The following is a 25177-nucleotide window of genomic DNA, read 5'->3' as shown; positions in this document are numbered from 1 at the left end:
ACAATTGAACAGTCTCTTTTTGCAAGTTTTATTTTACAATTACTTCCCAGTCATCGTTTATTTCATACCTTTCAACTAATTGATGCAATATCAATTAGGGTGTAAGGCCTCTTAATTGTTTCTTTACTGAAAATGACCCCAAAATCATTTTGACAACCTACATCCGAAGAACTGCTATTGAAGTTGAACCATGTCTGAGAACATCAGATATAAAAAATGAAAAAATGGATGTAATTAACACGATTGTACAAAACAGCTCATTGAATGGAATGCCAAAATGGTATAAAGCAATGGCTATATTTTTATTCTCCACTATTGTTACTTTACTAGCAACTATGTTGGTAATGTTATTTATTTATGGACCACATATGAATATCAAATTCGGGTACTAAATAATACAGGATATTAAAATTTCTGTAATTAGAATCGAATTACCAATTTAACGGAAAATCATTGCGTTTTTAAATTTGGCTTGAGTAGAATTTAAGTCAATTAAAAAACCATTGATTACGGCATATTTTACAACCCCATCTTTTTCTAGTAGAAAGGTGGGGTTTTGTCCTACTTCTATTTTGAATTCAGGTAATTCATAGTTTTTTCCAACAACATGTATTGGAAATGGAGAACTAATCATGCTCGTAGGAATATTAGCCATACGAATGTAAGTGTATCCCTTTTTGAGTAAATCTAAATAATCAACAGCAAGCGCTTTAAATTGTTCTTTGTTCGTAATAACTTCTGCGGATACTTTACCAGGAATAATCTTATAGTCTTTTGCATCGAAAGTTTCATAGCCATAGTATGTTGATAAATCACCTTGATCTATGATTCTACTGCTGTACCAAAAATCATTATTTCCTTCTTTTTCTACTTCTAAGCGATTAACACCTATATCAAGAATGTATTCTTTATTTAATAGCGTATATGTAGCGTTTTCAATTTTAAGATCAAATAATTTGCGATCGTTTTCTGGAATTTTCTCATAATCTTCTAAGGGGATATTTTTATAATTTTCTTTGGCAATAGTATATATGGCTGATAAAATTGAAACATAGTTCAGCTTTCTAATTTCTTGTTTCTCAATATCATTGGCATAACCACCAGATTCAATTAGAATAGTATTTGTACCCCATTTTTGAATATTATCTCCAAAAGCTCTAGGTTCAAAATCATCATTATATCTGCCTACTTGGCCAGGTGCATATTTTTGAAGTATTTTATTCATAAAAACAATCACTTTCATGGCTGCACCACGTCCTTCATTAATATCCTTTTCATAATTATATGCAGGCGCTAAATATGAGATTGTAGCTGGTTTTTCGGTACGTTCCGCGTTATAGTACCTACTTTGATCGTGTAAATTAAATCCGAAATCAGCGTCCAAACTATCGCGAACGTGTTTTAAGGTTCTACCTTCTGGTGATTGTAAACGTAGCGCATCTCTATTGATATCAATACCCAAAAGGTTTCTGCGTTGAAAACGTTCTGCACCATCAGGATTTAACATGGGTAAAAAATGAATAGTTAAATTACTGAGCATTGCGGCTTTTTCTTTTTTAAAATCACCACTCCTTAAAAAATTGAAAATATCAAAAATTGCTTGGGTAGCAGTTGGCTCATCACCATGCATTTGAGACCAAAGAAATACATCGGTTTTACCGGAACCGATACTAACTAGTGATAAGTTTCTTCCCTCTATAGATTTGCCAACAGTATTAATAGTAAAGCGAGAATCGGCTTTTAATGAATTTAGTAATGGTTGAATTTCAGTATGTTTAATACGTCTTTTGGTTAAGCTCGATTCTTTATATTTTTCATAGGTTTCATAAAGCGATTCAGTAATATCACCTTTTTGAGCTAGTAATGAAGTGGTGAAAAAACACAGTAATACAATGTAAATATTTAATCTCATTTTTACTTATTTGGTAAAGGTTTAAAATTCATACTTTTGGTTGCTATTCGTACCTTCTCCATAAATGCCACACCTGGATCGGTTTTCTCTGTTCGGTAACCATCATCTTTTTCTAACCATAATTCATGATCTTCAAAGAGGGTGTATTCATAGTGTCCAATAACATAATCAATATCATATTTTTTAGACAGGTATTTTACCAACCATATATTCGATTTTAATTGCGCTTTAGTTAATGGTAAATCTTCTGAGCCTCCAATGTTTTCAACACCTATAGCACAATGATTTAACCCAATAACATGCCGAGCCATATTTGTTTCAGGCATTAGTCTGTATATTGTGCCATCACGGTCTACCATAAACTGTGAAGACACATTTAGTGCACCAGCTCCACTAATATCTCCTCGTGTGATTGATAAAGTTGCATGATTAAAAAAGTCGAATGAATCTTCAAATGTGGGTATTACAGTCCAATGCAGTACAATCATTTTAGGCACAATAGATGGCTCTTTTTGTTGTATTCCGTAATGATCTTTCAAATATTCTAGCGTTAATGCTTTTCTTTCATTATCGAAAATTATAGGCTTGTCAATTATTTGTTTCTGTGCCGAACAGCTTGCAATTATTAATGGGAAAATCAAAAGAATTAATAATCGATTTATCATTGTTAACCGCTTTACTGCTTTAATTTTGTTCGGTGTCATTCAGTAGTTTTTGAATTGCATATTTGATATTAACCTTTTTTTGCCCCCATTCTCTGGCGCGATCTACATCGGTACCCATATAAATGTCGATTCGGTTTTTATAACGGGCGTTCATTTTATCCTTCACATGGTAAACGCCAGAAAGTCCTGCAATTTTAACTTTGGTATTATATTTAAGTCCCAATGCTATAAGATCTCGCGATACCGCAATGCATTTCATTCCTGGTTTTAATGTATCGCCCCAAGCAGCTATATTGGGTTCATTATCTGTTTGCGCTTTAACAGAGTTGTATGCTGACATTTTTACTTCTAGCGACTTCCATTGGTGTTTCTCTTCTGAAGTGCAAGAAGTCATTAGTATAAAATTAAGTATCAATAAGAAATGAATTCTCTGCATGCTTTTTTATCGGCTTAATCAATTGTCAAAATCTTAAAATTGATTGTTTTATTTAAAGATAACAAATGACACCTAATTTTCGATAGTTCGTTAACTTAGCTTTTTAAAATTCCTTTTTCTCTATGAAGTTATTTAAACGTTTTCTGATTGTATTTGTAGTTTTATTGGCAATCGCTGTTTTCTATAATTACCCAAAACTAAATTTCATTTCAGGTTTTGCCTCTAAAAATTTGGCTTCTACGCATTTTATTGCCCATCGTGATTATTCAGACATTACTGAAAACGATAATAATATGCCCTTGATTAAATTAGCGGAATTATCTAAAGTAGAAGGTTATAATGTTACGGCATCGGTATATGATTTAATGCCAAGAGAAACTATATGTCGCGATGGTCTTGGTTGCGCTTTAGTTACAGAAGATTATGACCCATCCGTTAAACTAGCGATACCTAAAAGAACTATTTTAGAAAATAATTTATCTTTTCCGTATGGAAATTCGATTACCAAAGACTCTATCTTTTCAAACATAGACTATGACCTTATGAATAATGCTGTTAAAGGAGCTTTATCTGATTATGAAACGCAGATGACACGTACTGTAATGGTAATTTATAAAGATCATATAATCGCAGAAGAATATATTGAAGGATTTACTAATGACACGCCAATTTTAGGTTGGTCTATGACTAAAAGTGTACTGGCAACTTTATATGGCATATTAGAATATCAAGGTAAAATAAATATTGACTCCCCTGCCCCTATTTCAAGTTGGCAAAATGATGAACGCAAGAAAATTACTTTAAATAATTTACTTCGGATGCAAAGTGGACTAGAATGGGAAGAGGATTATGCGAGTATTTCTGATGTTACAAAAATGCTTTTTATGGAATCTGATATGCCATCAGTACAAATGAAAAAAGAAGCAATTGCTGCCCCTACAGAAATATGGAATTATTCTTCAGGGACAACAAACTTACTGTCAGGTATATTAAGAAATCAATTTAAAACACATCAAGAATATGTAAACTTTCCATATCAAGCATTAATTGATAAAATTGGAATGAACTCTATGTTACTTGAAGCTGATATTGCTGGAAATTTTGTTGCGTCGTCTTATGGATGGGCCACTACACGTGACTGGGCAAAGTTCGGTTTACTTTATTTACATCGTGGAAATTGGAACGGAACACAAATCTTTGCACCCGAATGGGCGGATTACGTTAGCAAGCCGACTAAAAATTCAGATGGTGTTTACGGTGCTCATTTTTGGCTAAATGCAGGTGGTAAATATCCAGATGTTCCTAGAGATATGTATTCTGTAAATGGGTTTCAAGGACAACGGGTTTATATCATTCCTTCTAAAGATTTAGTCGTTGTTAGAACCGGATTAGGACAAGAACCACTTTTCGATGTTAACAGTTTTCTAGGTGAGCTTTCGGCTGCTATAAATTAGCTAAATGTTAATGTTTACAAATAACAATAAGAAGGAATTTTCTTACGCAACAAAATTCTACGATCTCACCACAATTTCACTTCGTTTCACAACAATAATTTAGAGAGAATGTATGAAGGTGGTATGTTTACACTGTAATTAAAACGGAGTTAATTTTTTCATTTTCATATAGTGTTCTCGTAAAAGAGTCTTTTCGAAAGAAAGGACTCTTTTTAGTTTAAGGATGTTTCACATCTTAATAAAATGTTGACTCTTGGTATACATAATCTTATTTATAGTTGTGTTCTACTATAACTAAAAATAGCGGAAATATTTTCCCGCTATTTTCTACCAACTTTGTAAACATTATTTTAATTTCATTACTAAGACATTACTTATCTAGGTTTAAAATAATAAATAGTGAACGTCTGTTTTCTTGATGTTGTTCTTCTGTACAGGAAACATTATTACTACATTCATTTACCAATTGAGTTTCGCCATAGCCTATTGCACTTTCAATTCTATTATTTGAAATACCTTTTGAAAAAATATAATCTTGAGTCGATTTCGCTCTAAGATCTGATAATTTTCTATTATAACTATCCGAACCTCTAGAATCGGTGTGTGCTTCTATTTTAATAATCATTTCTGGATGATTGTTTAAAACCGAAATTACTTTATCTAATTCATATGCTGCTTTAGGGAGTATATCAAATTTGTCGTAATCAAAATAGATAGGGTTAACAACTATCTGATCATCTATAATTAATGGTTGCAAAAATAAATTTAAATCTACTTTTCTTATTTTTCCATTTTCAGACAATAACGTCACCTTACTCATATCACTTTCAAAATCAGGCTTCTCAGCACGTACGGTAAAGGTTTGTTTACAATTTTGTGGAGAAAAAGCATAAGTTCCATCATCTTTTGTTGATATTGTTTCTAACACTTTTCCTGAAGCATCAATAAGTTGTACCGTTACTTCTGATAAAGGTTGCTTAGTAAGTTTATTAAAAATAGTACCTGCTATGCTTTCAAAACATATTTCTTCAATTTCAAATGAATAAATATCATCATCTCCTTTGCCGTTAGCTCTATTAGAAGAAAAATAACCCGCCTTTTTATCTTTTACAGTGAAAGCAAAATCATCCATATTGCTGTTTATTGATTCTCCTAAGTTATATACCGTATTATCACTATCTAAGCCTACTTTGAAAACATCTAAAAGACCTAAGCCATAGTGTCCATTTGACGAAAAGTACAACGTATTATCCTCACTTATAAAAGGAAACATTTCGGTGCCTTGGGTGTTTATATTTTTTCCTAAATTAATTGGTTTCCCGAAGCTATTTTTATCAATAGAAACTTTATAAACGTCTGTTCCTCCAATACCACCTGGCATATTGGAAATAAAAAATAATGTTTTCTCATCTAAACTTAATGTTGGTTGTCCGGTAGAATATTCATCACTATTAAAAGGTAATTCCGTTATATTCGTCCAAGTATCTCCAACTAATTCTGCTTTGTAAAGCTTGAGATTAATTGTTTCGTCCTTTGTTTTTCCTAAGCGTACTGATTTAGAATTATCTCTAGTAAAATACATTGTTTTTCCATCCTTAGTAACTACTAAAGTGGCTTCATGATACTTTGCATTTATATTTCCGTTTAATTTTTCCAAACTACTTACCTCATTAGTAGCATCAATAGTACCTTGATAAATTTCAAAAAACGGTTGTTTATTCCATTTGTATACCTCGGAGTCTTGACTTACATCTGGTCTAGTAGAGAAAACAAATAGTGACTTATTATGTGTAAACCCATTAATATCTGAATACTGTGTATTTAAGTCCAAATTTTTAATATTCTTAAATGTAACTTCACTATTTTCTTCCAATGTTAGACCATTTCGAATATGTAATGATCTTATATCATTTGGTTCTAAAGTGGCAAATAGATTAAAGTATTCAGCTGATTTAATTTCATCACCTGAGGCTTTGAGCACTTGCGCATATTTATAATAATACTCGGTGGATACATCATTACTATATTTATCAAATAATACAGCAAACCAAGTTTTGGCTTCCTCTATTTTCGTATTGTTATAATATGAATCTACTAATCGTTCTATTGATGTTTGAGAAGAGTCTCCTTTTTTTATCAAAGACTTATATGCCTGAGCAGATTTAACATAGCTAAATTCTCTAAAATAGTGATCCGCTTCTTTTTTTGTTTGAGCAAATGAAATTGTAATTGAAAGGCAAAGCCCTAAAAACAATAGTATTTTTAACTTATCCATAGTTTTATATATTAATAGAATCTTGGAGAAACTATTCTTATTATCTTTTTTGATTTAGCAACATCAAAGCGTAGCATAATTTCATGAGAGCCACTACTTAAACCATTTGTTAGTCCACTAGTTGTAAAATCATATGCGTAGCCTGCAAAAAGTCCATCTGTTATTTGAAAACCTGCTAAACCACTGACTGCATCACTTAATCTATAACTAACTCCTAATGTCAACTTTTCTTTATATAAGAAGTTAGCAGAAATATCTGCCGATAATGGTGCTCCAGATACGATTTTACTTAAAAGTGCAGGTTTAAATTTCAGGTTATCATTTAACTCAAATACATAACCGGCAATTAAAAAGAAATGCAAACGCTCTTGTGCAACATCTTCTTGAACATCACTATAATATTTTGTAGTAAATATGTTGGGTAACGATAGTCCGGCATACCATTTCGTATTATGGTGGTAATAAAGCCCAAGCCCTATAGAAGGCGATAGCTTAGAATCAATATCCTTTAAATTTGGGTCATTTTGTTGAGCTGCAGATCCCTTTGAAAAATCAACATCTAAATATCGAAGCCCAGCTTTTAATCCGAATGATAAATTTGTTTCTTCACCTGTTTTTACCGTGTACGAAAAATTACCATCTGTATGAAAACGTTGGGCTGGACCTAGATTATCATTTACAATATTTAGTCCCAATCCTATATTATTATTTAAAGGAGATTCTATTCCTAAAGATTGTGTTTTTGGCGCGCCGTCAATACCAACCCATTGTGAACGATGAAGTCCGAAAATACTAAAATTGCCGCGTGTACCTGCGTAACCTGGATTTACAGACATTGTGTTATACATGTATTGAGTATATTGTGGGTCTTGCTGTGCCTTTGCGTCTTCTGAAAAAGAAAAGAAAAGCAAAAGCAGTGCTATTATTTTTAATGTGAATATTTTTAACTTCATGGTTTATTCTTTTTATATATTCAATCCACTTTTTAGTTTAGAAATAACCATCCAGTAATTGGTTCTTCATTAATTTTTAAATCTAGAACATAGTAATAGGTTCCTGCGGGCACTTTATTATTGCTACTCAGCGTAGCCCTCCCTGTAGACTCGCCATCCCAAGTGTTTAAATAATTAGTTGTATCATATACTAAAACTCCCCATCTATTAAATATCTTTAATGTGTTGTTTGGGTAATTCTCTATACAATTTATCGTGAAGAAATCATTTATACCGTCTACCTCAAGAGGAGTAAATAGGTTATTAACTTTTAGTACACAATCTTCAACGCAATCTTTTGGAGCAAGGCCATTAACAACTAACATATCGGCTGTACATTCATTTGCGTCTTGTATTGTAATATTATAATCTAAAGAAATATCAATAGTATCTGAAGTCCATATATTACCTTCCCAAATACCAGGAGCGCCAGTACCAGATGCTATAAAAGGAGCTTCACCAGATACTTCAAAACTTAGCGTATAGGAAGAATTATCTTCTGAACATGTTGTTGTTGGAATTCCAATTAACTCAGCACTTTCATAAACTTCAACTTCTAAATCATACGGGCCTTCAGGTGAATTGGTGCACCCAAATGACGGTTTCAGAGAATAGTAAACAGTAAATATTTCTGTTTGACTTGGAGAAACTTCAATCGTATTTTCATTACCTAGGGCTGTCCCTGACGAATCTGTCCAAGCAAAATCAAACAAAATATTGGGTAGTGCAACAAACATTGTTGAAGTATCACCGGCACATATTACCAATGGATCCGGATCAGTTTCGGGAAAAATAAAAGGCCCATGTTGTAACGTTTTAATTTCTTGTGTATATCCACACTCATTACTAACTCTAATTATATATGTACCTACACTTAGATTTTGAAATACATATTCTAATTCTGTAGGGTCTACCGTGGTATATGTTTGCGTAGGAGTATCAATTTCAGGATCTAAACCATCTTCCCAAATACTATAGGTGGTTGAACCTACAGGAATACCTCTTGCCATGATACCTAGAATACCAGAATTGTCATCTGCACTATCGCAGAAGAAACTTATAGAATAAAAAGACATTTGTTCATATTCAGGTACTGTCACTTCTACCTGATATTCCATTCTTTCGAAAGCATTAAGGGCGGCATCAAAATTAGTCCAATCTTGATAAGCTCTCCCTGGTATGAATTCTCTATAAACCAAATCATTAAAACGCATGATATATTCACCTGGTGGAATCGAACTGAACTGCCCTGAATTTTTATCGTCTGGGTTTTCAGAGTCATCACGAACCAATGCCCCTAACTCGCCCGCATTGTTTTCAAACAAACTAGTCTCCGATTGGTCAATAACATTCGTGTCTCCCAAATCAAAAACTATATCAGCGGCAGCGCAACCTTGGTTAAATGTTACCGAAGGACTATAAGTTACGGGATTACTTAAGTTTATAGTTTGGGTTATAGTATCTCCACAGGCATCGGTAAAAAGCACTTCATATTCACCCAGTGGTAGATTACCCAAAACTGGACCATAAAACCAAGATTTAGTAGTATTCGGTCCATTAGGATTTTCCTCAAAAACGGCTGTCATTGGAAAATCGTAACTATAAGAACCTGCTAAAGTGTAGGGCTGGGTTGGGTTTATTACAATATTTGAACTTCCATCAGTACGGGTAATTGTTGCGGTTATAGGGTAGTTTAAAGGGTCTAATTGTGCCCAATGAGTAAGATTTCCGTTAGTTTGAGTTTTTCTAATATTTATTGCAGAAGTTCCTTCTAAAATACTTGGTCCTTCTTCTAATCCTATCTTATATAAAGGGTTTTCGAAGACAACATCAGGTACAATAATTTGTTCTACCGAATGACAATCGTCTTCGGCAACTATTTTGTAGGTCGCATTCGGGTCATCTGCTGTAAAAATGGCTCTACCACCATTATGAGAAAGATATACGTTATTATTTCTGGTTTCCAATAATACAAAAGTTCCAGAGCCAGCGGGTTCTTCCCTAAGTAAACTTAAGGTATTTGTTAATTGAAATGCAAAAGCAGTTCTTCCATCAAGCCCCCCATTTATACTGCCGTCTACATTAATATTCAGAGCGTCCGTACAATCATCTGCTTTTGAAGCCTCAATGGTAACATCCAAATAATCTTCAGGAATTGAGGGTATTGTTAAATCTGGTCGTGAAATTGAATTACACACATCACTTACCTGAATATTTGTTAAGACATCACCAGGCGTTAAACCTATAAATTCAAATATGGTAGTTACGTTATTTGTAATAAGATCGCCATAAATGGTAGCACCACCGTTAAGCGTAGCACTAGCAGCTGTACCAAGAGCAAATCCTATTTTATTACCATAAGAGATACCTATTCTATAAGTTACAAGCCCACAAGTGGTTTCATCGGGCCTTGTACGTTCATAGTAATATTCCAATAATATATTTTCAGTCTCTGCGACAGTTACGCTTCTAGTTTCTGAACTAGTACAACTGGCGCTATTATCGGTAACACTAATTCTATATTCTGCTGGTGCTAAGCCTGTAAAAGAATGGTTGGTTGCTGTGGTATTTGGCTCAGTTGCAATAATGGTACCATCCAAAATTAAACGATAAGTAAAAGGTCCGACACCATCCGTAATGCTTAATGAAACAGCCCCATCTGATGGGTTATTGGCATCTGTAGCACTACATGAAGTATTAATAGCTCCAGGTGTTAACGTCATTGGTGTATAACTGCTTGTAACAGTAATGTTCTCTTGTGTTGCTGATTCGTTTCCTTGCCTTAGTATAACATCATAATTACCAGGTTTTAGATTATTGAATGTTCCTGCACCTGTTTCTGATATAGTAATTAAATCAATGGCTGTGGTTTCACCTGAAAAAAATAGTTCCCCAAATGTTGGTATCGTTAAACAATCCGTAGCACCATTTATTTGAATTGTAATACTTGCATCTTGAACACAAGCACCGGTATTAGGTGTAGCATTAAAATCTGTTATATCACATTGGGCTTGTAAAACAATTACTTGAAGTATGAACACTAGTGCCAACCAAAGGTTTTTACTATTATTCTTTTTGCTTTTTAAGAATTTATAAGGCATGTTCATATAATTTTATGAAAATTAAGAGTCTTAGTTCTATGGAAATATTAAACCCAAATATTTAGATTTATTCTATGAGTAGAAATTTAATGTTGCCGCTAATAGATGAATATGTTGTGAAAGTTAACTTTAGTATGGTTTGCTAGACAGCTGACTAATAGGTGCATTTGAAACTTTAACAGGATATATCTTACATTTTGTAAATCAAAGAGTTAGATACTATTTTTTTTATTGATGATTTCTAAATAAATTCATAAATCAATTTTAATTACAGAAATGATACAGTTCTAATAAAATTGTTTCGATTTTAATTTAAGCTTGAAATTAGAATCTCAAGGATTTGTTTATACCCTAAAATTTGGTGTTAGGTCGTAGTTATTTTGGATTCATGCATATTTTTTTGAAAATTAGTAGATGCGGAACGTTGCAATCTTTTTAATTTTACTTCTTACCAATACTGTATTTGGTCAAAACAATCTAGATGCTACAACGAAATCTGCGATTAATTTACATGTAGATTATATTAATGCATGTAGCTATTATGTTGATGCTACACAGCATTCCTTAAAGGCATTTAATAAAACATTAAACGCATACGCAGAACTTTTAGAAAAGGAAGAAGTACTTAATCATGATGCTTTACAATTATCATACGGCCAAATAGCAGTTGATCATAAAAAACAATTGGCCATTATATCTAAAAAATATGATTCGCTTGCAATTGTAAGAACTAATTTGCCATCAAATGCTGCTAAGCGATTAGAAAATGAATTAAAGCATTATCAAAAAGTCTTTGAGCAATTGAAAACTATTGTTAGCGCATTAATGAACTTCACCGCTGATAAAGTGTATTTCTTTGAAGATATTCGTTTTAGAAGAGCCTATTCCTTGCTTCACGCTTATGAAAAGAACTTACGCACTCTTTATGTTTTAAATTACGGATTCAGTAGTACTATTTCTGAATTATTTGGCGTGGAAGAATTGCCTACTGCACTAAATAGATCTAAAAGTTTGGTAGTGCTTTCGAAAACAATGATTTTTCAATTAGGTCAGGGTAGAAACGATAAGGTTGACCGTACCATGGCAAAATGGCTAAAAGAGTATGAATTTCATATTAGCCTAGATCATAGAAAAATTTTAAATGAATTTGGTGATTTTCCATATTTAGAAACATCTCAAAACGAAGAACGTAAAGCAATTGATGCACATGCAAAACTTATCTACCGTTGGGCTGAAAAATATCTTAAGGGAGAAGAACTTTTTGAAATAGATAAAGAGTACAAAAGAGCTTATCGTTTTGAAGAACTTTTAGTTGATATTTTTAATAGTCAAGGAGTTGGTATTGCTGAAAAATACAACGCCTATATCGAGCGATCAGATTTACCGGTATTAAAAATTGTAAATGAAGTACCGCCATTTAATGTAATTTATCCTGAGGAAATAAAGCTTCCGGATGAGAATGCCACCTTTCTTAGTACTGAAGGAATTAAACAATTACTTTTTGACCCTAATGATATTAATACGCTTGATGGAGCTTTAACTAATAATATTGTTCTATTGATTGACGTATCAATTTCTATGCGTTATCATGAAAAATTAGATAAGCTTAAGAACTCTGTAAATTATTTAATAGATGTTTTACGAACTCAAGATAAATTAACCGTAATTACTTATTCTGGTAAAGCAGAAAAGGTTATTGAAACTAGTGCCATAACAACTAAAGAAGAGCTAATAACCGTAATAAATTCACTTAAGGCATCAGGAAAATCAAACGGAAAGGCTGGACTACAAATGGCTTATAGAGAAGCGATTAGTAATTTTGTTTATGGTGGAAATAACAAAATAATTTTGGCTTCTGATGGTATGTTTAAAATAGACAACCAACTTATAAACCTTATTAAACTAAATCTTGAAAAGGATATTTATCTATCTACATTTCATTATTTGACACCTAAAGGAAAAATTTCTAAAAAGGATGTTTTAAAACAACTTTCTGAAATTGGAGGCGGACATTATACAGAAATTAATAAAGAATCTGATGCAATTAATGCATTGGTAACGGAATCAAAAAAGCAACCTAATATATCGCAAACACCATAAAGATTACTACTGTTTAAGGTATCCACTTGTTTTTGCCAAAATCTGGTTTACGCTTTTCTAAAAATGCATCTCTACCCTCTTTTGCTTCATCCGTCATATATGCTAAGCGTGTTGCCTCTCCAGCAAATACTTGTTGTCCTACCATTCCATCATCTGTAAGATTCATGGCAAACTTTAGCATTTTTATTGAAGTTGGAGACTTCTCCAAAATTTCTTGAGCCCATTCGTATGCTGTATCTTCTAAATCGTTGTGTGGAATAACAGCGTTTACCATTCCCATTTCATAAGCTTCCTGTGCAGAATAATTTCTACCTAAGAAAAAGATTTCACGCGCTTTTTTCTGACCAACCATTTTTGCTAAATACGCCGAACCATAGCCGCCGTCAAAACTTGTTACATCAGCATCAGTCTGTTTAAATATTGCATGCTCTTTACTTGCTAAAGTTAAATCGCAAATTACATGTAAACTATGGCCACCACCAACAGCCCAACCAGGCACTACAGCTATTACTACTTTCGTCATAAAACGAATTAATCGTTGTACTTCTAGTATATTTAAGCGATGCATACCATCTTCTCCTACATAACCTTGGTGTCCTCTAGCTTTTTGATCACCTCCACTACAAAATGCCCAACCGCCATCTTTCTTAGAAGGTCCCTCACCTGAAAGTAGTACAACTCCTATCGAAGTATCTTCTTGCGCATCATAAAAGGCTTTATAAAGTTCACTAGTAGTTTTTGGTCTAAAAGCATTACGCACCTCTGGGCGATTAAAGGCAATACGGGCAACCCCATTGCATTTTTTATAGGTAATATCTTCAAATTCAATCGCTGTTTTCCAGGCTATACTCATTATAGTATTCTTTTTTAATACAATGCAAAGTAACGGAATTTGAGTAATCTATAATTGAAAAAAGATAGAATGCGCTAATCAATTCTCGAAAACCATACATATTAGAAAAAAAACCAGTATCAAATTCAAGTGTTGAGTTTAGAACACTACAATTGAATAAGTACTGGTTTCAGCTTGTTAGCTAAATTGTGCTATGCGCTAGCCAATTCTGTTACCTTTAAAAGATTTGATGGTACTCTGGTACCAGACGATACTATTAAAGGTGATATTAATCTTTCATCCTCAGAAATTATAGAGGTTACATGCGATTCTGAATTTTCAATTTTGTATTCTTTTCTAAAACCGATTAATTCAATATTAATATTACGCTCGGTTGCTCCTTCATTAACAAAATCTTTTATTAATTGAAGTACATCATAATCTATATATACGGTAGAAGTAGCATCGATTTGTAGGTTACTATTTTCTGGTAAATGAGCAAACGTTTGTTTTATTGCTGCCTTGTTTAAAAAAGATACTTCTTGTGCTAGTTCCATATGAATTGTTTCACCTTCAATATGTTTATCCTTCTTAAAGAAGTACGCAAGTTTAACGTTACCTCTTAAAATGAAGTAAACACTTACTCCTAATCCTATTCCTACTCCAATTAATAAATCTGTCATAACAATAGCAACCACGGTTACTACAAATGGTATAAACTGGAATTTCTTGCTGTTTTTCCACATATGTACAAATAAACGAGGACTAGCCAATTTGTACCCAACAACTAATAATACTGCAGCTAGTGAAGAAAGTGGAATTTTATTTAGTAAAAATGGAATGGTTACAACCGCAATCATTAAAAATATACCATGCGCAATAGCAGCAATTTTGGTACGGCCGCCAGAATTGACGTTAGCCGAAGTCCTAACAATTACTGATGTTACTGGTATGCCACCAATTAATGAGCTAAGCATATTACCAACTCCTTGTGCTTTTAATTCTCTATTAGTGTTTGTATACCTTTTAAGTGGATCCATTTTATCAGCTGCTTCAATACACAACAATGTTTCAATACTAGCAACTGCTGCAATAGTTAGCGCAACCACCCAAACTTCCACATTAGTTATTTGCGTAAAATCTGGAAAACTAAATTGACTCCAAAATTGGCTCATAGATTCTGGTATTGGAAGACTTACCAAATGATTCTGACCTATGGCTAAGCTTGAACCTGTGGCTTTAAAAACCTCATTGATAGAAATACCTGCTAAAACAGCTATTAAAGCTCCTGGTACGGATTTCAATTTCTTCAAAAATGGGACCTGTAAAAATGCAATTAAAATTGCCAATGATGCTAATACTACAATTACAGAACCTGGGTGTATGTAATTAATAGTATTTGCTAATGTTTGGAAAATTTGATGTTGCCCTGCGGTATTTATAAACCAATAATCGCCTTCGTGCATTTCATCAAAACCTACAGCGTGTGGTAGTTGTGATAGTATTATAATGATTCCAATCGCGGCTAGCATTCCTTCTATTACATTTGATGGTAAATAATTAGAAAGTACCCCCGCCTTTACGTATCCAAGAATTATTTGAATAACACCAGCCAAGAAACCCGCTAATAAAAAGGCTTCAAAAGAACCTAAACTTGCAATAGCAGCTAAAACAATAGCTGTTAAACCTGCTGCTGGTCCAGAAACACTTAATTGGGAGCCACTTAATGCCCCAACTACTATACCTGCAACCACTCCAGAGATTATTCCCGAAAAAAGTGGTGCTCCACTAGCCAATGCTATTCCTAAACATAATGGCAAGGCAACTAAAAAGACAACTAAACCAGATTTAATATCTGATTTTAAATATTTAGATGAGAAATTTTTCATAGTATTTTTTGAATTATTTTATAATAAATTAAAGATTTAAAAGGCTGACTAATGAAAATTTTCGCTCTGTAACTTCATCCGCATATTCAACCGGAACCACTGTGACATTTTTTACATTCTTCTTTATAAATCTTATAGTGTCAAAACACTTGCTACTGTAGTTATTTAGTGATTTTACTTTGGGAATTATTGCATCTTCTACTCCTATTTTTTCTAAAAAATTTTGAAATGCGTAAGAGTTTACTCCCGTAAACAACTCAATAGACATAGTGTTTATGCTATCTTTATTTTCAAATATTAAATTGCGCTTGGTAGTCATAAATTGACTGTTTACATGCTTACCAATTTGTTCTTGTGGATTAAAATGGGTTATCCCCCATCTTGATTCTGGCATCTTAAATCCTGATAGAAGAATAATATCAAGTTTGTCGTCAGGGTAATTGAGAATAGCATATTCAACCAGTTGTAAGGACTCTGGACTAAAATCGGTAGGTATTAAAATTGTTTTCATCTTTTCTATGTTTTAAAGCAAACATAGCTGCGCGGTGTTAGAGCGGTTTAAGAATGAAATTAGAACGGGATTAGAATTCTTAGAAAATGAATAACTAATCTTGAATTTGATTAGGTAGCTTAATTTTTACCACCGTACCCCTATTAACTTGAGAGATAACTCGAATCTCCCCAGAATGCATTTTAATTATACGATATGCTAGTGGTAGTCCAAACCCAAAGCCTTTTATGTCGCGAACATTAGAGGCTCTAAAAAATGGTTCGTAAATGCTCTTCAATTCATCTTCTGGTATTCCAACGCCTTTATCCTTTATTGTTAGCAGAATACTATCGCCATTAGATATTATTTTAACTATTACTTCCTTGTTTTTAGAAAACTTACAAGCATTTTCAATAATATTACTAAATGCAACATTTAATAGGGATTCACTTGCTGAAACCGTTATAGCCTCTTCATTTACGGGTAACTCCGCAAAATCTAGCTTAATCTTGTTCTCAGGTATTGCTACATCAAGATTGTTCTTAATATCAATAATTAATTCATCTATTCGAATAGTGTCGATAACAAGACCTTTTGAGTCAAAATCGGCCTTTGCTAATTTTAAAAGTCCATTTACCAAAAAATCTAGACGTGTTGCTTCTAGGTCTATTTTTTGCAAAATTGCATTATATGCTTCGGAACTTCTTTCTCTACTAAGTGCTATTTCTGTCTGACCCAAAATTGCCGTTAATGGGTTTCTTAATTCATGCGATGCATTATTAATAAAATTGCTTTGAAGGTCAAACGATATTTGAAGCCTATCTAACATATTATTAAAAGTATTCCCTAAATCTGCAAGTTCATCTTTGCCATTATCTGTTTCTATACGTAATGATAGGTTTTCAGCTCTAATAGAATTTACCTTGGTAATAATACTTGCAATAGGACTTAAAGCTTGTTTTGCGAAGTATCTACCTAAAAGAAATATAAATACAACACTAATAAAAAATGCTGCAATAAGAATATTTCTTAAGTTTTCTAGTTTTCCAAATCCGTAATGATCTGTAGCCGATAATACTACAATAAAATCCCCTTCATTATCATGATATAAAAGACCTGTATAGTAGTATTCACCTTGTTTTAATTCAGCATATTCTTTATTGAATATTCTATCAAAAAATTCTGGCGGTAAAGATTTATCTAATTTACTCAGCGCTGTTTTCGATTCTGCATCTACTTGATAGATAACTTCTTTCTCATTAGGTAACGTTTGCAAATGGCGAATACGAATATCTTCATATATATCAATGTTTAATTCATCTGCCTCTAAATATGCTTCAGCAGCAATGGTGGCCCTTTGCGATAATCTTAAATAAAATTCGCTTTCTGTATACTCTTTTGAAAAGTAATAAATGAAAAGGAATGTACCAGTAAGTAGCATACTGGTTAGCATAATGAAAATCGCAGTGATTTTCGTTCTTAATTGCATATGATTTTTATTCTTTTTTAAGGATATAACCCATTCCTATTACCGTATGAATAAGCTTTACCTCAAAATTTTTATCTATCTTATTTCTTAGATAATTTACATAAACATCTACCACATTTGTTCCCATATTAAAATTAATATCCCAGACACTTTCTAAAATATCAACTCTGCTTAAAACTTTATTTTTATTTCTTAAAAGATATTCAAGTAGCCTAAATTCTGTTGTGGTAAGTTTAATTAGTTTACCAGCTCGGTTTACCAATTTCGAATCATTATCAAGGTCGAGGTCATGTAAACTTAATTTTTGTGTTTTTTCTATTATTCCATTTTGTGATCTAGTTCTCGCACGAATCCTTGCCAAAAGTTCTTTAAACTTAAATGGTTTTATTAAATAGTCATCTGCTCCAGCATCAAGACCTTTGACTATATTATCTGTAGACCCTAATGCCGTTAACATAATTATTGGAAGGCTATCATACCCTAAATCTCTAATTTTTTTGGCTATTTCTCGACCGTCCATTCCAGGTAAAATAATATCTAGAACTACTAAATCTATTTGTTGTTGCTTTAATAACTCTAAACCATTAACACCGTCGTAAGCTACAAAAACCTTGTAACCAGACTCTTGTAAACCCTGACTTATAAACGCCGCGACATTCGGTTCATCTTCAATAACTAATATCTGTTTTGTAACTAAAATTCGCATAGTTCGTGATCGACCGTATTAATGATTTATATTAATTTTCACAAAGATATACTTTAGGTAAAATTTGAATTCTATTTCAAGTTAGAATTGCATTAGAATTTTTGTTTAGTACAGCGATTCTTTTATGAGTTATCAACTTAAAAAAATAAGAAAAGTAATTGGGCAAGATATAAATTGTTGAAAAAAATGTTAATACAATACTTTTTACATATCTATAATTCTAGTTACATTCACTTATATTAGAATGCCCTTAATAACCAACATGAAAATATTTAAAACACTACTATACTTAGTGTCATTCCTCTTTTTGTCGTCATGTAATATTTCTACATTATCTAAGAAAGATAGGCAAGACTTGTCCAAACTACAAGTGAAAATTACAATAGAAAACAGTAAAACAGAAACTGGTTTAAATAAAATTAAAGTGCTTTTAACTGACGGAATAAAGCAGGTAGTTAATGATGATATTAAGATTCTACTGAACAATAAAGAATTGGAACACTTTGTAGAAAAGGGATTGTTCTTTAATAAAAACTCATATTATAGAACACTTAGTTTGGAGCGAAACGATTCTTACTATTTCGAGATAGTATTGTCAGACAACTCTAGACATCCGTTAGCATTTATTCAGCCATTTGAAAAACACCTAGCGGCAAAGTTTAACATGCCAAATCGTATCGAAAAAAATGAAGACTTTGTCTTAAAATGGATAGATTTAAAAACACCGCATCAGCTGGAATTTACAAATGGAACTACCTTGAAACAAAAAGTTAATCGGGCAAGAACTTTAAACAATTTCGAAAATGTGATTACTGAAATGCTTTATTCAAGTTCTGGCGAATACATTATTCCAAAGTCTTACTTTAATAATGCCATTACTAATTCAGAAAACTTAGCGATTAAGTTAAATAGAAAAGAACTTGGTATAATAAATCCGCTTTTAATTAAAAATAGTGCTATTACTTATATTCATACAATTGAGAAACTTATTCATATTGAAGATCATAATGAATTTGTTGTAACATATTAGATAAGAATAAACTATCTGTTTTTTTCCTCAATCCATTTAGACATATATTTAGCGCCCATCATGGTCTGATGTTGAATTAGATTACCTATAAAATTAATGCTTCTATGAGCTTTTAAGTCCTTTGTAATTTGAAGTAATTTTAGCTTTAAATTTTTCGAGTGTTTGTCTTTATCAAAATTTTCAGTTACAATTCGCCATCCGTTATTTTGATATTCTTGCCAAGTTTCTTCACTGGTGTAGATTTTAATTGCTGCCTTTGCAAATGTTTCAGGATTATCATGAATTTCTCCATTCCACTGAAGACCATTGTGCATTCCTTCTGCACCAATTGTACTGGTAACGCTCGGTGTGCCGCAGCACATAGCTTCTATAAGTTTTCCTTTCTGGCCTGCTCCAAAACGTAAGGGTGCTAATAATACCTTAGCATTCCTAATCACTTCATGAGCATCTTTAGCCCAACCTTTTACTATAAACCCATCTTTAGTTGAATGTAATTGCGTAATTTTCTGTGGTAAATTTCCGCCATAAATATTAATATTTATAGTTGACAATTGTTTTCTAACTATTGGCCATATTTCTTTCTTTAAATATATAAGGGCATCAACATTTGGTGTATGACCTCCGAAGCCAATAAATACAAAATCTTTTCTGTTTTCATATGTAGAATGATGGTCTATCTCTTGTATAATAGAAGGATCAACCAAAAAAGGTAAATACAGAACTAACTCATTAAAATTTGGGAGTATTTGAGACAACAATTGTACTTCATAATTAGAGATAATTAATGTTAAGTCGCAACGAAGTATACTAGCTACTTCACGTTTGGTTATCTCATGTTCTTTCCAATATTCTTTAGACCAAACTAAGTTCTTTTTAAGGGCTTCTTCGCGTGACTTTCGTAATGAATGCAAATCTTCAGTGTCCAACATTTTGATGGCATTTGGAGTATTTTCGGATACGCGCCATCCAAATTGTTCTTCAGACATAAAACGATCGAATACAACCACGGCAGGGTTTAATGCTTCAACAAAGGTGTCGAAGCTATTGTGATTCAACAGAATATTCACCCTTTCTATGGTACTATAATCGAGTCCATCTCTTTTTTCCGAGGTACTTGCAATTGTAATTTTATAACCTTCTGTTTGAAAAAATGTAACCAATTGCATAAGCCGTACACCTGCTGCAGAGTAATCAGGAGCTGGCCAATTTTGAGCAATAATCAGGAGTTTCTTCAAAAGAATAGATTAAAAAAGTATCAAAAATTAAGTATTTATTTAAACCAAATACGTTCTATTTAATACTAATTACTACATTCGAGCAGCAAACTTTTGAGAGATATTAAGACGTAATTTACGCTCGTAATCTTCTTCTAGCCATTCTTTGTAATTCTTAGTATTGTTCATTATACAATACGAATATTGACGTACTCGAAAAGCTATTTCTTCCTTAAGCTCTTTGGCTAATATTCTAGCATCAAAAACATCTTCAGAATTCTCAACACAAATCTTTGCATGTTGTTCGATACTTCGCTCTAAAACAATTTTAGACTTTAAACCTTGTGCAAATACCTTTTTATATTCCTCTTTGATATCATATTTGATATCTGTTGATTTACTAAATTTTTTGCGCAATGCAACCGGCATTTCGTAAACAAATTCGCGTTCTATATCTTCATCATTTTTGATGTTTTCCAAATAAAAATCAGGAAAATGGAATATTTCTTGCCAATCTACAGGTGCTTCCCACATACCAAATCGCGCAACATTATTACCCAAGTCAATTACATTAAAAGAATCTTTATCTGGTAAAACCCTAGAACCCCTACCTATCATCTGAAAATAAAGTGTTAACGATCTGGTTGCTCGATTAAGAATTATCGTTTCAACTGTAGGTTCATCAAAACCAGTTGTAAGAATACTCACTGATGATAGAATAGCATCTGGTGTTTCATGAAACCATTGCAGTATTTCTTTACGTTCGGATGCACTATTTTTATTATCTAAATGTCGGATATTATATCCTGCCTTTTTAAAAGTATCATAAACATAACGTGAGGTATTAATACCGTTATTAAATATAAGTGTTTTGGTGCCTTTTGCAACTTCATTGTAAGCAGTCATTAACTTACCCAGCATACTTTGATTACCATATAACTCATCTGATGATTTTACGGTATAATCACCATTAATACCAAGTTTTAAACTTTGTAGACCTACATCGTAATTATAGACTTCAGCTTTTGCTAAAAATTTCTTTTCAATCAAGGATCCTATAGATTCACCAATAATCAACTTTTTATAGTTGTCTTTCATTGGCAATTTAATATTGGAACTCAACGGCGTTGCTGTAACACCTAAAATGGTTGATTCTTCAAAAAACTTGAATAATTTTCTAAATGAATTATAATGGGCTTCATCTATTATTACTAGACCAACATTTTTTAAAGCTATTGCATTTTCTTGTAATCGGTTGTTTAAAGTTTCAACCATTGCCACAAAACACATATACTCATCTTGGTCATCTAGAACTTTGACTTCACTATTAATTATCTTGTTCTTAACGCCAAAACCTCCAAGCATTTTTGATGTTTGCGTACTTAGTTCTATTCGGTGGGTTAGCACAACCACCTTCTTCTTCATTTGACTTATATAACGCTTTGTAATCTCCGAGAAAACCACTGTTTTTCCACCACCTGTTGGAAGTTGATACAGCATATTATCGGCTGCAGAAGACGATTCTAAATGCTCAAAAATAGCATTGAGATCGTCTATTTGATAATCGTATAGTGTCTTTTCAGTAGTGTTTTTTTGCTGCTCCAAGAATCGAATGGGGTTTAATTTTTAAACAAGGATTTACAACGATTTAGTGTAAACCACAATTTTGCAAAATTAGAAGAAAATTATAGTTGAACGAAAGAATCGTCATGAAATATGAAAATTAGTACCCTTTTTGCTTCGAAACCAAATTCAAAAGCGGCTCATTTTTCTTAAGCCTACGATAGTTTTCTAAAATTTGAGGTACTACAAATTTTGTGTCAGAAACACTCGCATAATGTGGGGTCATATGTACTTTTGGGTGTTCCCAAAATGGATGAGTCTGAGATAAGGGTTCGCTATGGTATACATCCAAGCCAGCACCCGAAAGATGTCCGTTATCTAACATCGCTATTAAATCTTGATCTACTAGGTGACCGCCGCGAGCGACATTTATAACATATGAGCCATTTGGTAATTGTTTAAACAGTTTTTTATTTAAGATACCAGTGGTTTCAGAAGTTAAGGGTAACAGACAAACTAAAATCTCCGAAGTCTTCAAAAATTTAGACAACTCTTCTTGTCCGGCGTAAGAATCTACTTTATGAAGCTCTTTCTTTGATTTTGACCAGCCCTGTACTTTAAATCCGAATTTCACTAAATCATTGGCTAATACTTTGCCTAAAGTACCTAAGCCTAATATTCCAACGGTAAAGTCAGCAATTCGTTTGTATGCTATTGGTTTCCACACCTTGTTAAATTGATCAACTTTATAATGTTCAATATTCTTTAAATAAGCTAAAATAAGCGCAAGTACATGCTCCGACATATCTGCAGCTAAATATGAATCTACTATGCGAGTTATTGGTAAATGTATTGGTGCCAAGTTGTCTTCAAAAATATAGTCTACCCCTGCACCATTAGAAGCAATACATTTTAAATTCGGGAATTTAGATAAAGAACCTTCTGGATGTTTCCAAATAAGTGCCATATCTATTTCATCTAAATTGTAATCATCATCATAAGTATATACCGATAAGTTTGGGTCCGCAGATAATAATGCATCTTTCCACAATTGTGATTTACCGTCTTGTCTAATTATTACTATTGCCATGTTTTAACCTTCATTTAATCTATAATATCTAAAGCTTTTGAAAATTCTTCTGAAAACAACCATTCACGCTCTTGGGTAATGGTATAAAACTTTGCAATTCGTTCTTTGTAATCTGTTAACAAACCATTTATTGATATGTATTGAATGGCCTCTGTAAAGGAATTTAACATGCTTTTATAAAAAGAATCAGCAACATTTTTCTCTGCTTCGTATGTCTGTGCTATTTCAATATTAAACAACATTAAATCAGCTATTAAATGTGCATCAACCCCTAACTTGATAAAATGTTTTATAAATTTTTGTGCAGTAGATCTACGCGCTTTAGCCTTTCTTCTTTTTAATGGAAAATATTCATTCGATATTTTGGCTTTTGCCTGTTGTAATAGTTTTTCTTCCTTAGGATTAAATACAAAATCGTAGTACTCTTTTACGACAGGAAATCGCGTGTAAAGATCCATCATTTGCTCCTCAAGATCCTTTTTGGGTAGTTCTGATAAGTACCTCTTTAGTGCTCTCTTACTCATTTCTACTTATATATACCTTCAAAAATAGTATTAAAAAACGATTGAGCTCAATAAATATCGAACGGTATATATTATATGCAAAATTGTCATAATTAATGTATAAGTAAAGCCTTACTTTCTTGGAAAAGACGTAAGAATGATGTATTATGAACTCTGGAATACTATATAAATTAATACCATATATATATGAGGCAACTAAAGATTATCAAGCAGGTAACAAATAGAGAATCAAAATCACTCGATAAGTACTTGCAAGATATCAGTAAAATTGATTTAATTACAGCCAGTGAAGAAGTTGAATTAGCACAACGAATACGTGCAGGTGATCAAATAGCTCTCGAAAAATTAACTACCGCAAACTTGCGATTCGTAGTTTCGGTTGCCAAACAATACCAAAACCAAGGATTAAAACTACCAGATTTAATTAATGAGGGTAATTTAGGGCTTGTTAAAGCTGCGAAACGCTTTGATGAGACTCGTGGTTTCAAATTTATATCATATGCTGTTTGGTGGATACGTCAGTCCATTTTACAGGCTTTGGCAGAACAATCTAGAGTTGTTCGTTTGCCTTTAAACAAAATTGGATCCATAAATAAGATTAAAAAGACTTTTTCTTATTTAGAGCAAGCGCATGAAAGACCACCTTCTGCAGAAGAAATTGCGAAAGAATTAGAAATGACTGTTAGTGAAGTTAAACAGTCAATGAAGAATTCTGGACGTCATGTCTCAATGGATGCCCCACTTCGTGAAGGAGAAGATTCTAATCTTTATGATGTATTACGATCGGGTGAATCACCTAAACCCGATAAGTTGTTAATGCAACAGTCGTTGAATACTGAAATTAATAGAGCATTAGAAACATTATCACCACGTGAGGCAGATGTTGTAAAGTTATATTATGGTATTGGAGATCAGCAATCAATGACCTTGGCTGAAATTGGCCAAACATTTGATCTTACGCGAGAAAGAGTACGACAAATTAGAGAGAAGGCTATTCGAAAACTACGACATAATTCGCGTAGTAAATTATTAAAAACCTATTTGGGATAATCCTAACTCACATAAAAACAAAAAAAGCCTCAATTCTAATTGAGGCTTTTTTTGTGCTACTAAAATTATTCTAAGAATAACTTAATTTGCTGATATTAAAATCAACAAGAATATCATTTAAATCTTCAATAAAGTTTAAGTAAGCCGCGTTATCTGGGTTCAAATTTGCCATGTTGTTTAGATTTGGATTAATAGACTAAATTTTGACTACATGTAGTCGAGTTCAGCCAATTCGTTAATACTTAAAATTTCGTTCAATTCTTGAAGGAAGTCTAGGTACTCTTCCCCGTAGGTATCATAAAGCATAGTATTTGATTTATTTGTTTCGATTAAACAATTAAGATTTGGGTTTCTTTTTGTTTGCT

At 32.7% G+C, this 25177-nt stretch carries 20 protein-coding genes; 5 read left to right on the top strand and 15 right to left on the bottom strand.

Features of this window, described 5'->3' with window-relative positions:
* Positions 1-224 precede the first annotated feature (224 nt).
* Complete coding sequence (locus tag UH7x_RS17450; RefSeq protein ID WP_482361204.1) at positions 225-392, top strand: hypothetical protein; 168 nt, start codon at positions 225-227, stop codon at positions 390-392.
* Between the two features lie 47 nt (positions 393-439).
* Here the strand turns inward: UH7x_RS17450 and UH7x_RS17445 are convergent, their stop codons facing one another.
* The 3 genes from UH7x_RS17445 to UH7x_RS17435 are packed head-to-tail and all read right to left on the bottom strand — an operon-like array spanning position 440 to position 2971.
* Positions 440-1912: a M14 family metallopeptidase gene (locus tag UH7x_RS17445; RefSeq protein WP_482361203.1), complete on the bottom strand. Its 1473-nt coding sequence runs from the start codon at positions 1910-1912 to the stop codon at positions 440-442.
* A gap of 2 nt (positions 1913-1914) precedes the next feature.
* Positions 1915-2577, bottom strand: coding sequence for an N-acetylmuramoyl-L-alanine amidase (locus UH7x_RS17440; protein WP_482363625.1), 663 nt, complete (start codon positions 2575-2577; stop codon positions 1915-1917).
* 19 nt (positions 2578-2596) lie between these two features.
* Positions 2597-2971, bottom strand: a complete 375-nt coding sequence (locus UH7x_RS17435; protein ID WP_482361202.1) for a 3D domain-containing protein — start codon at positions 2969-2971, stop codon at positions 2597-2599.
* 164 nt (positions 2972-3135) lie between these two features.
* Here UH7x_RS17435 and UH7x_RS17430 point away from each other — a divergent pair, with 164 nt between their 5' ends.
* The gene (locus UH7x_RS17430; protein WP_482361201.1) at positions 3136-4467 is read left to right on the top strand and encodes a serine hydrolase domain-containing protein; all 1332 of its coding nucleotides are present in this window, start codon (positions 3136-3138) and stop codon (positions 4465-4467) included.
* Between the two features lie 370 nt (positions 4468-4837).
* On the opposite strand, the gene UH7x_RS17425 is transcribed toward UH7x_RS17430, so the two are convergent.
* From UH7x_RS17425 to UH7x_RS17415, 3 genes are read right to left on the bottom strand one after another with little or no spacing between them, the layout of a single operon-like run.
* Positions 4838-6742, bottom strand: coding sequence for an OmpA family protein (locus tag UH7x_RS17425; RefSeq protein ID WP_482361200.1), 1905 nt, complete (start codon positions 6740-6742; stop codon positions 4838-4840).
* A gap of 11 nt (positions 6743-6753) precedes the next feature.
* Entirely contained in the window at positions 6754-7695 is a 942-nt protein-coding gene (locus UH7x_RS17420) for a PorP/SprF family type IX secretion system membrane protein (protein WP_482361199.1), read from the bottom strand.
* A 32-nt stretch (positions 7696-7727) separates the two neighbouring features.
* Entirely contained in the window at positions 7728-10835 is a 3108-nt protein-coding gene (locus tag UH7x_RS17415; protein ID WP_482361198.1) for a T9SS type B sorting domain-containing protein, read from the bottom strand.
* A gap of 414 nt (positions 10836-11249) precedes the next feature.
* Here UH7x_RS17415 and UH7x_RS17410 point away from each other — a divergent pair, with 414 nt between their 5' ends.
* The gene (locus UH7x_RS17410) at positions 11250-12935 is read left to right on the top strand and encodes a vWA domain-containing protein (RefSeq protein ID WP_482361197.1); all 1686 of its coding nucleotides are present in this window, start codon (positions 11250-11252) and stop codon (positions 12933-12935) included.
* 13 nt (positions 12936-12948) lie between these two features.
* Here the strand turns inward: UH7x_RS17410 and UH7x_RS17405 are convergent, their stop codons facing one another.
* The 5 genes from UH7x_RS17405 to UH7x_RS17385 all read right to left on the bottom strand — a co-directional run bounded on the left by UH7x_RS17405 (position 12949) and on the right by UH7x_RS17385 (position 18341).
* Entirely contained in the window at positions 12949-13788 is an 840-nt protein-coding gene (locus tag UH7x_RS17405; protein WP_482361196.1) for a 1,4-dihydroxy-2-naphthoyl-CoA synthase, read from the bottom strand.
* A 191-nt stretch (positions 13789-13979) separates the two neighbouring features.
* Positions 13980-15656, bottom strand: a complete 1677-nt coding sequence (locus tag UH7x_RS17400; protein ID WP_482361195.1) for a SulP family inorganic anion transporter — start codon at positions 15654-15656, stop codon at positions 13980-13982.
* A gap of 28 nt (positions 15657-15684) precedes the next feature.
* On the bottom strand, positions 15685-16167 hold the full coding sequence (locus UH7x_RS17395) for an adenine nucleotide alpha hydrolase family protein (RefSeq protein WP_482361194.1): 483 nt from the start codon (positions 16165-16167) through the stop codon (positions 15685-15687).
* Between the two features lie 94 nt (positions 16168-16261).
* Positions 16262-17635: a HAMP domain-containing sensor histidine kinase gene (locus UH7x_RS17390; protein ID WP_482361193.1), complete on the bottom strand. Its 1374-nt coding sequence runs from the start codon at positions 17633-17635 to the stop codon at positions 16262-16264.
* Between the two features lie 7 nt (positions 17636-17642).
* A complete protein-coding gene (locus UH7x_RS17385; RefSeq protein ID WP_482361192.1) occupies positions 17643-18341 on the bottom strand; it encodes a response regulator transcription factor in 699 nt (232 codons plus the stop codon).
* Positions 18342-18711: 370 nt separating this feature from the next.
* On the opposite strand from UH7x_RS17385, the gene UH7x_RS17380 reads away from it, so the two are divergent.
* Positions 18712-19371, top strand: coding sequence for a hypothetical protein (locus UH7x_RS17380; RefSeq protein WP_482361191.1), 660 nt, complete (start codon positions 18712-18714; stop codon positions 19369-19371).
* An 11-nt stretch (positions 19372-19382) separates the two neighbouring features.
* Here the strand turns inward: UH7x_RS17380 and UH7x_RS17375 are convergent, their stop codons facing one another.
* From UH7x_RS17375 to UH7x_RS17360, 4 genes are all read right to left on the bottom strand, one after another.
* Positions 19383-20606, bottom strand: coding sequence for a glycosyltransferase family 4 protein (locus tag UH7x_RS17375; protein WP_482361190.1), 1224 nt, complete (start codon positions 20604-20606; stop codon positions 19383-19385).
* 72 nt (positions 20607-20678) lie between these two features.
* Complete coding sequence (locus UH7x_RS17370; protein ID WP_482361189.1) at positions 20679-22190, bottom strand: DEAD/DEAH box helicase; 1512 nt, start codon at positions 22188-22190, stop codon at positions 20679-20681.
* A gap of 118 nt (positions 22191-22308) precedes the next feature.
* On the bottom strand, positions 22309-23238 hold the full coding sequence (locus tag UH7x_RS17365; RefSeq protein ID WP_482361188.1) for a 2-hydroxyacid dehydrogenase: 930 nt from the start codon (positions 23236-23238) through the stop codon (positions 22309-22311).
* Between the two features lie 14 nt (positions 23239-23252).
* Entirely contained in the window at positions 23253-23762 is a 510-nt protein-coding gene (locus UH7x_RS17360; protein ID WP_482361187.1) for a DUF6155 family protein, read from the bottom strand.
* 186 nt (positions 23763-23948) lie between these two features.
* On the opposite strand from UH7x_RS17360, the gene UH7x_RS17355 reads away from it, so the two are divergent.
* The gene (locus tag UH7x_RS17355) at positions 23949-24812 is read left to right on the top strand and encodes a sigma-70 family RNA polymerase sigma factor (RefSeq protein ID WP_482361186.1); all 864 of its coding nucleotides are present in this window, start codon (positions 23949-23951) and stop codon (positions 24810-24812) included.
* The last annotated feature ends 365 nt before the right edge of the window (positions 24813-25177 follow it).

The organism is Aurantibacter sp. UH7 (genome assembly GCF_056839165.1).
The sequence above is the reverse complement of the archived record's forward strand: the minus strand, read 5'-3'. Positions and strand labels throughout refer to the sequence as shown.